Here is a 7,439-nt window from a genome sequence, read left to right on the forward strand (position 1 = left end):
AGACAAGCTTGTATCGCGGCATCATTATAAGACTGCTGACGTCCCCTCTTGCCAGATGGCGTCGCGTCCCATGCCATCTCTGCATCAAACCAGATCGCCAGCGAACCGCGCTGTTTTAGGGCTAGGTTGTAGTCTGACCAGTTCCTGGTCTTGTAAGTCGTCGGTGTCCACCTGCTCATGAACCCCAACTATCACGCTGGATTCATACAGTGAATCCCATTAACCGATTTGTGCAACAAAGCCCGGCAGACAGCTGCGATCGGTACACCGAATTTCATTCAGACGGTCATGTCTGTCGCCCATGAAGCGTGTGGTGTCGACTTTGTGTCGCTGTTTTGTCAGGGCGACCTGGACACGCCGCTGTTGATTGGCTCAGAACCGGGCGGCCCGCGCCGCAGAAGGCTATCGGAGAAACTGTGATAAAGATGAGAATGCAGCAATTTTGTCAGGCTCGCACGGCAAGAGAATCTGCGAAATTATTAGGCCTGTCGGAAACGACCATCATAACACACCGGAAAAAGGCCTATAAGCGTATGAATGTTAAGTCGTTGCGACAACTCATGGGCAGTCATTGACATGATCCGTCTTGGTTAGATCGAACGCCTTTCCGGCATAAGTTGAGGGCAGCCACATCTCTCTGCCCCCCGGATCATCCAACAACCAGTTTATCGTTGGCTCAAGCCTGATCAACCGTCATCACTCGGCGTAATCCCGATTTGGCGAAGCGCCTCTGAGAGCTGTTCCAATACCTTGCCACGGCGAGAGTTGGGCCGCTGCACAATTCCCAGCCCCCGATGGATCGGAGTTGTACCAAACGGGAACCAGTCAAGCGACGCAGTTTGGGACCCTCGCAGCGTTGCATAGGGCACGATGGCAAAACCCAGACCAGCCTGAACACATCCAAACACTGCTGACATCGTGTTCACCGATACAATCTGGCGAACCGAAAGACCAAGACGAGCGATTTCAGTATCAATCTGACGGGCAAGAGGCACCTGAACTCCGTACCTGATGAAAGGCACCTCTCGAACCAGCTTATCCAACCTCTTTTCGGTCACACCCGGAGGTGTCAGCACCACCAACGGCTCTGAAAAAACCAGTGTCCATTGCAAGCCTGCTGGCACAGCAACGTTATCTGCGACCAAGGCCGCATCCAGTTGGCCGCTGACGACATCCGCCATCAAATCCTCGGACAAACCAACGCGCAGCCTGTAGCTTAGGTCAGGATAGAACTCTTTGAGGCGTGCCAGAGCATGAGGCAGGATGTACGCGCCGAAGGTTCGCAAGGTTCCCAGTGCCAGTGTGCCGCCCACATCACCATCTCTCACGGTCGCTTTGGTTTCGGCCACGATCCGCAGAATAGATTCTGCAGCTGACTGCAACTCGCGCCCCTTGGTGGTAAGCGCAGGTGGTCGGCGGGAGCGATCAAAAAGTGCGTTGCCAAAGTCCTGCTCCAAAGCAGAGATCTGTTGGCTGACCGCCGAGGCGCTTAGGTTCACCTCTTTTGCCGCAGCCGCAAACCCACCGCGTTGAATGATTGCAAGGAATGTCTCGAGCTGTCGTGTGTCCATGGAATCAAGTTTAGCAATTCTGAATTTAAACTCAAGATCTTTCCGCTTTGTCAGTGAAAAACTGGCGTTACGCTCAGGAATAACAAAAATCTGTCGGAAGATAATGCCGACAAACTCAGGGAGACTTCTCATGAAAGTTTTTTCGGGCTTCGCGGCCCTACTCACCGCTGCCGTACTGGCAGCCCCCAGCGTTGCGCAGGATTATCCCGAGCGCGCTGTAGAATTCATTGTTCCATGGTCACCCGGTGGCGGCTCTGACACCCTGATGCGCCTTGTGTCGGCCAATATCGAGCCTCATCTTGGTGTCGAAATGCCGATCATCAATATGCCGGGTGTCGGCGGTACAGTTGGGCTGCGCGAAGCATCCCGGCGAACGGCTGATGGCTATACGATTTCGCAGGTCCACGAAGGCCTTTTGATGGCGACCCTGATCGGCTTGACCGAGCTCACTTGGGATAGTTTTGAACCGATCGCCCTGATGACGGCATCTCCACAATTCTTGATCGCCCAGCCAACCGAAAACTACGCCAATTTCGAAGAATTCGTCGAATATGCCAAAGCCCACCCGAACGAGTTGACCATGGGTGTCACGCTTGGTGGGCTGCCGCACCTTTTTGCGGCGATGATCGAACAGGCCTATGATCTGCAGTTCAAATACGTGGGCTATGAGGGAACGGGCGAACGTGTGCGCGCCATTGTTGGTGGCAATCTGGATGTTGCCATTGGGGATGTGGCATCCTCAATCGAATTCTCCAAAAATGGGGATCTCGTGTTCTTGGCCGCAGGATCGGGAGACCGCCACCCCGCACTTCCCGGTGTTCCGACATTCCGCGAACAGGGCCAAGACCTACTGTTGACAGTGACGCGTGGGATCGTAATGCCCAAGGGGACACCCGCTGCGGAGCGCGACGCCATGGAAGCGGCCTTGCAAAAACTATCGCAAGACGCGACCTACGTCGAGCAAACCAACAATGTAGGCTCGCAGGTCACCTTTATGGGACAGGATGAATACCGCAGCTATTTGTCCAACCTGAATGACACCGTGAAATCCTTGGCAGCGGTCATTATTCAGTGAGCACTTCTGACGAAAACCACAGCTTGGAAGCGGGCGAAATTGCCCGCTTCCTCAGCTACGTTGCCATTCTGGCGGCTTCGGTTGCCCTGTATCTTTCAGCTGAACATATCCCAAGTTCGCGGTTTGAAGTGCTTGGTGCTGCTGCCTTTCCTAAGTTCGTATTTGCCGCGATTATTCTGATCGCAATCATCGCGATCATCGATAGCCTGCGCAAAATTTCCCGCACTGCATGGGGACAGTTTGGTGGTGAAGTGCTAAATTGGCTAAGGCTGCGCTACCTTGTCATCATCTGCTTTGTTGTCTTTGCAGCTTATCTTCTGCTCGTGCCCATTCTTGGCTTTTCGATTGCTAGTTTCGCATTCGTGTTCGGTTTGCAGTTGATCTTGATGCCACGCACACCTTTGACACTGCTGATCGCAGTGCTGGTGGCGCTCGCCTTCTCATTCGGGCTGAATGCTTTGTTTGCCGAGTTTTTCAACGTCTTCCTGCCACGTGGAGATTTTTTGAATGGATGATATTCTGACAGCGCTTGCGCAGATATTTGCGGTTAGCACATTGCTCTACATGCTGGTGGGGTCTGTCGCTGGTATTATTGCAGCCGCCATTCCCGGCTTCACGGTCACCATGGCCATTGTACTGACATTGCCCCTGACCTTTACCATGGAACCCCTGCAGGGTGTTGCAGTCATGTTATCGGTCTATGTCGGAGGGCTGACCGGCGGTCTGATCTCTGCGGCTTTGCTGGGCATTCCCGGCACACCCTCATCGGTTGCTACCACTTTTGACGCCTTTCCAATGGCGCGCAAAGGTGATCCGGGCCGCGCCTTGTCGCTCGGGGTTTGGGCTTCGTTTTTTGGCACACTAATCTCGACGCTGTTTTTGGTGGTTGCCGCCCCGCCGCTGGCTATATTCGCGGTAAAGCTCGGCCCTTGGGAATATTTCTCTCTAATCGTGTTCGCCCTGACAATCGTGGCCAGCCTGGTCGGCGATTCAGTGATCCGTGGGCTGTTGGCTGGGCTGATCGGACTGGCGATTTCAACGGTTGGTGCCGACCCTATTCTTGGCCGTCCAAGGTTCGACTTTGGGATCGAGATGCTGGAAACCGGCTTGCCTTTCCTAGTGGTGCTGATCGGAATTTTCGCGATCTCTCAACTGCTGAGCGAAGTCGAGAACGCTCGAACCGTTCGCTCAGGAGCGAAATTGGTGACCGATGCTATCGACTTCAAGACTTGGAAAGTCATGAAAGAGGTTCTGATGAGCCCTGTAAACCTGATCCGTTCGTCGGTTGTCGGTGTGCTCATTGGTGCGCTACCCGGCGCGGGAGGATCCATTTCAAACTTGGTGGCCTACGATCAGGCCAAACGTGCCTCAAAGACGCCAGAAGTGTTTGGAACCGGAACGCCAGACGGCGTTATTGCGTCAGAAGCTGGAAACTCAGCCACCGCAGGTGGAGGACTTATTCCATTGATTGGTTTGGGTATTCCCGGATCAGCTGTGGATGCAATCCTGATGGCGTCTCTTATGGTGCATGGTATTTCCGTCGGTCCACGGCTGATCATTGATCACGGTGATCTGGTCTATGGTATGTTCATCGCTATGGCAGTGGCCTCGTTCATGATGCTGATTGTCTCGGTGCTTTCAATGCGCCTCTTCCTGCGGGTCGCCGAAGTTCCCAAATGGCTGATTGTTCCCACCGTGTTGACCTGCTGTGTTGTCGGCTCATTTGCGCTCAACAACCGAGTGACGGACCTCTACCTACTGGGCGCTGTCGGTTTGGTGGGGTATGCGATGCGTACATTGGGGTATTCTCTGGCCCCACTTGTGCTTGGGGTCATCCTTGGTCCAATTGCAGAAACCAACCTGCGTCGCGCGTTGATGACAGACAGCGATCCGACACAGTTTCTGACTCGCCCTATCAGCCTGATTTTCCTTATTGCTGCAGTGTTGTCCATTGCTTGGGCCATCCGCAGCCATCTCAAAACTAACAAAATGAATGGGGTTAAAGATGCACATGCGTCATGATCCGGTCTATCCATCGCGCCGGTCACCTATCCTTGCCGACAATGTCGTCGCCACCTCTCAACCTCTGGCAGCGCAGGCTGGTTTGACCATCCTGCAACAAGGCGGAAACGCGGTAGATGCAGCCATTGCAACCGCAGCCGCCTTAACCGTGGTCGAACCGTCCGGCAACGGGTTGGGTTCGGATGCGTTTTGCATACTTTGGGATGGCAAAGAACTGCACGGCCTAAATGCTTCGGGTCGTTCGCCAGCCGCGTGGGACCGTGCCCGTTTCCCGGACGGGATGCCATACTATGGCGTTGACAGCGTCACCGTGCCGGGAGCCATCAGCGCCTGGGTCACGCTGTCCGAGCGCTTTGGCAATCTGGAACTGGCCACCACGCTTGCCCCGGCCATACGATATGCCGAGGATGGTTTCATTGTCTCGCCGGTGATTGCCAAGCTTTGGGCCAATGCGGCCGAAACCCTTGCAGACCAGCCAGGGTTTGCGGAAACGTTTCTGCCCGGTGGTCGCGCGCCCCGTGCCGGGGAAAGGTTCCGCAATCCTGGTGCCGCCGAAACATTACGCGAAATCGGCAGAACTCGGGGCGAGGCCTTTTACAAAGGGGCAGTGGCCCAAAAAATCGTCGACTTCATTCAGACCAACGGCGGGGCAATGACGCTCGAGGATCTATCCTTACATCAGCCCGATTGGTGCGGCACAATTAACACCGGTTTTGATGACGTGGACCTGCATGAGATACCTCCAAACGGTCAGGGCATCGCCGCCTTGATGGCGCTTGGAATACTAGATCATACCGACATTCGTAATTACGGGCCGGACGATATTTTTGCCGTTCATTTGCAGATTGAGGCTATCAAACTGGCTTATCGAGATCTGCATGCCTTTGTGGCGGACAGAGACAACATGACAGAGGTCAACGAAGAGGCGTTGCTCGACCCCGACTACCTCAAATCCCGTGCGGCGCTAATCGATACCACAGCTGCCATCGACCACGGTGTCGGGGCACCCAAAAGGGGCGGAACGGTTCTGCTGAATACCGGTGATGCCTCTGGAATGATGGTCAGCTTTATCCAATCCAATTACGCCGGGTTTGGCTCGGGTGTAGTGGTGCCGGGCACTGGAGTTTCGCTGCAGAACCGTGGTGCGGGATTCAACACGATCCATGGGCATCCCAATTGCGTTGCAGGTAACAAGCGGCCAATGCACACAATCATTCCTGGTTTTGCCATGAAGAATGGCCAGCCATTGATGGCGTTTGGCATGATGGGGGGACCGATTCAGGCGCAGGGTCATGTGCAGCTTTTGCTGCGCACCCAGCTTTGGGGCCAGGACGTGCAAACCGCTGCCTGTGCACCACGCTGGCGCATGATTGACGGGCTTGAAGTAGCATGTGAACCCACTATGCCGCGCGACACGCTCGATGGGTTAGCGGCTCTGGGGCACAAAATAACAGTCGAAAGCCCCGATAATGCGTTTGGTTTTGGGGGGGCACAACTGGTTCACCGTTTACCCGATGGCGGGTACATTGCTGGATCGGATCCCCGCAAAGACGGACAAGCCGTCGGCTTCTAACGTCACGCAGGACAACTTGTTTGCATTTCACAAAAATCAATCGCGCGGGCTCAGGTCCGCGTGACATGCATCGCACTGGTTTCCGCTGGTGTAGAATTTGAAAGGAGAGCAGCGAATGCTCGACGCTGTGAACTGGGCAGTGCTGCTGCCAATCTTTTTGTCAGTAGGCGCTGTGGCTGGCATTCTGGCCGGTCTTTTAGGGGTCGGAGGCGGTATCGTCATTGTGCCGGCGCTCTATTGGCTGACCGAGATTGGTTTTTTGGACGTGGACCAATCTGTAGCCATGCATTTTGCGGTTGCCACATCTCTGGCCACGATTATTCCAACGTCCATATCCTCAGCGCGTGCACACCACAGGAAAGGGTCAATCGACCTGAACATGTTCCGCGCTTGGGCACCCTATATTGTGCTGGGTGCATTGATTGGTGGGGGGCTGGCCACGCAATTCGATGCGACTGTCCTGACCGGAATTTTCGGCGTAGTTGCCATGTTGGTGGTTCTGAACATGTTGAACCCCAGACCTTTCACACTTGCCGACGCACCGCCTGCGGGACTGCTTGCTAAGGCGGCAATTGCAACCCCGATTGGTGCATTTTCGGCCATGATGGGGATCGGCGGTGGAACCCTGTCCGTGCCCACCCTGACATTATTGTCTTATCCGGTTCATCGCGCCGTCGGCACAGCCGCCTTGTTCGGTCTGATGATCGCAATGCCCGGTGTACTTGGCTATGCTCTGGCCGGGCAGGAAATCGCCGGACTTTTGCCCGGATCAGTCGGCTACATCAATCTGCCCTCTGCCCTCATGATCTCGATTGCGACCTTCCTGTGCGCCCCGATCGGTGTGCGGATCGCCCATAGCCTGAATCCGAAACGTCTGCGGATGGCCTTTGCGGTTTTCCTTGCCATCAGCGCCATCAAAATGCTGTCCAAAAGCTTCATTCCGTGACCGGATTTCGAATAACATCTAGTGGCAAGATCGCGACGGACCAGCCAGGGCTGAACGAATCCTGTAGATATGCCGTTACTCGCGGGACATTTCCTTTAACCTCCCAGATTTGGGAAGAAGGAGATGTTCATGAACAAGGATCAACGCGAGATTCAACGTAAGCTGCGGATACTGCGATACGCAGACGAGATTGGTCATGTTGCTAAAGCCTGCCGTTATTTCGGGATCGGGCGATCCAGCTTTTACCGATGG

Annotated in this window: 9 protein-coding genes; 7 read left to right on the forward strand and 2 right to left on the reverse strand. The window is 54.8% G+C overall.

Annotated elements, in window-relative coordinates:
* Positions 1 to 179: transposase (locus tag DL239_RS20935; protein ID WP_206188585.1), on the reverse strand; the 179-nt coding region annotated here is incomplete at its 3' end.
* Between the two features lie 252 nt (positions 180 to 431).
* Between DL239_RS20935 and DL239_RS21955 the strand changes: the two genes are divergently transcribed.
* Positions 432 to 575 carry a LuxR C-terminal-related transcriptional regulator gene (locus tag DL239_RS21955; RefSeq protein WP_369410606.1) on the forward strand — a complete coding sequence of 48 codons (144 nt, stop codon included), beginning with the start codon at positions 432 to 434 and terminating at the stop codon, positions 573 to 575.
* Between the two features lie 111 nt (positions 576 to 686).
* Here the strand turns inward: DL239_RS21955 and DL239_RS20945 are convergent, their stop codons facing one another.
* Positions 687 to 1,571: a LysR family transcriptional regulator gene (locus DL239_RS20945; protein WP_167686046.1), complete on the reverse strand. Its 885-nt coding sequence runs from the start codon at positions 1,569 to 1,571 to the stop codon at positions 687 to 689.
* Positions 1,572 to 1,701: 130 nt separating this feature from the next.
* On the opposite strand from DL239_RS20945, the gene DL239_RS20950 reads away from it, so the two are divergent.
* The 6 genes from DL239_RS20950 to DL239_RS20975 all read left to right on the forward strand — a co-directional run.
* The gene (locus DL239_RS20950; RefSeq protein ID WP_167686047.1) at positions 1,702 to 2,646 is read left to right on the forward strand and encodes a Bug family tripartite tricarboxylate transporter substrate binding protein; all 945 of its coding nucleotides are present in this window, start codon (positions 1,702 to 1,704) and stop codon (positions 2,644 to 2,646) included.
* Positions 2,643 to 3,161: a tripartite tricarboxylate transporter TctB family protein gene (locus tag DL239_RS20955; RefSeq protein WP_167686048.1), complete on the forward strand. Its 519-nt coding sequence runs from the start codon at positions 2,643 to 2,645 to the stop codon at positions 3,159 to 3,161. The genes DL239_RS20950 and DL239_RS20955 overlap by 4 nt, the downstream gene beginning before the upstream one ends.
* Entirely contained in the window at positions 3,154 to 4,668 is a 1,515-nt protein-coding gene (locus tag DL239_RS20960; protein ID WP_167686049.1) for a tripartite tricarboxylate transporter permease, read from the forward strand. The genes DL239_RS20955 and DL239_RS20960 overlap by 8 nt, the downstream gene beginning before the upstream one ends.
* Positions 4,652 to 6,241 carry a gamma-glutamyltransferase family protein gene (locus DL239_RS20965; RefSeq protein ID WP_167686052.1) on the forward strand — a complete coding sequence of 530 codons (1,590 nt, stop codon included), beginning with the start codon at positions 4,652 to 4,654 and terminating at the stop codon, positions 6,239 to 6,241. The genes DL239_RS20960 and DL239_RS20965 overlap by 17 nt, the downstream gene beginning before the upstream one ends.
* 115 nt (positions 6,242 to 6,356) lie before the next feature.
* Positions 6,357 to 7,187, forward strand: a complete 831-nt coding sequence (locus DL239_RS20970; protein ID WP_167686050.1) for a sulfite exporter TauE/SafE family protein — start codon at positions 6,357 to 6,359, stop codon at positions 7,185 to 7,187.
* A 129-nt stretch (positions 7,188 to 7,316) separates the two neighbouring features.
* Positions 7,317 to 7,439: helix-turn-helix domain-containing protein (locus DL239_RS20975; RefSeq protein WP_167686051.1), on the forward strand; the 123-nt coding region annotated here is incomplete at its 3' end.

This window comes from Parasedimentitalea denitrificans (assembly GCF_011813015.1).
In the GTDB taxonomy this organism is placed as follows: Bacteria; Pseudomonadota; Alphaproteobacteria; order Rhodobacterales; family Rhodobacteraceae; genus Parasedimentitalea; species Parasedimentitalea denitrificans.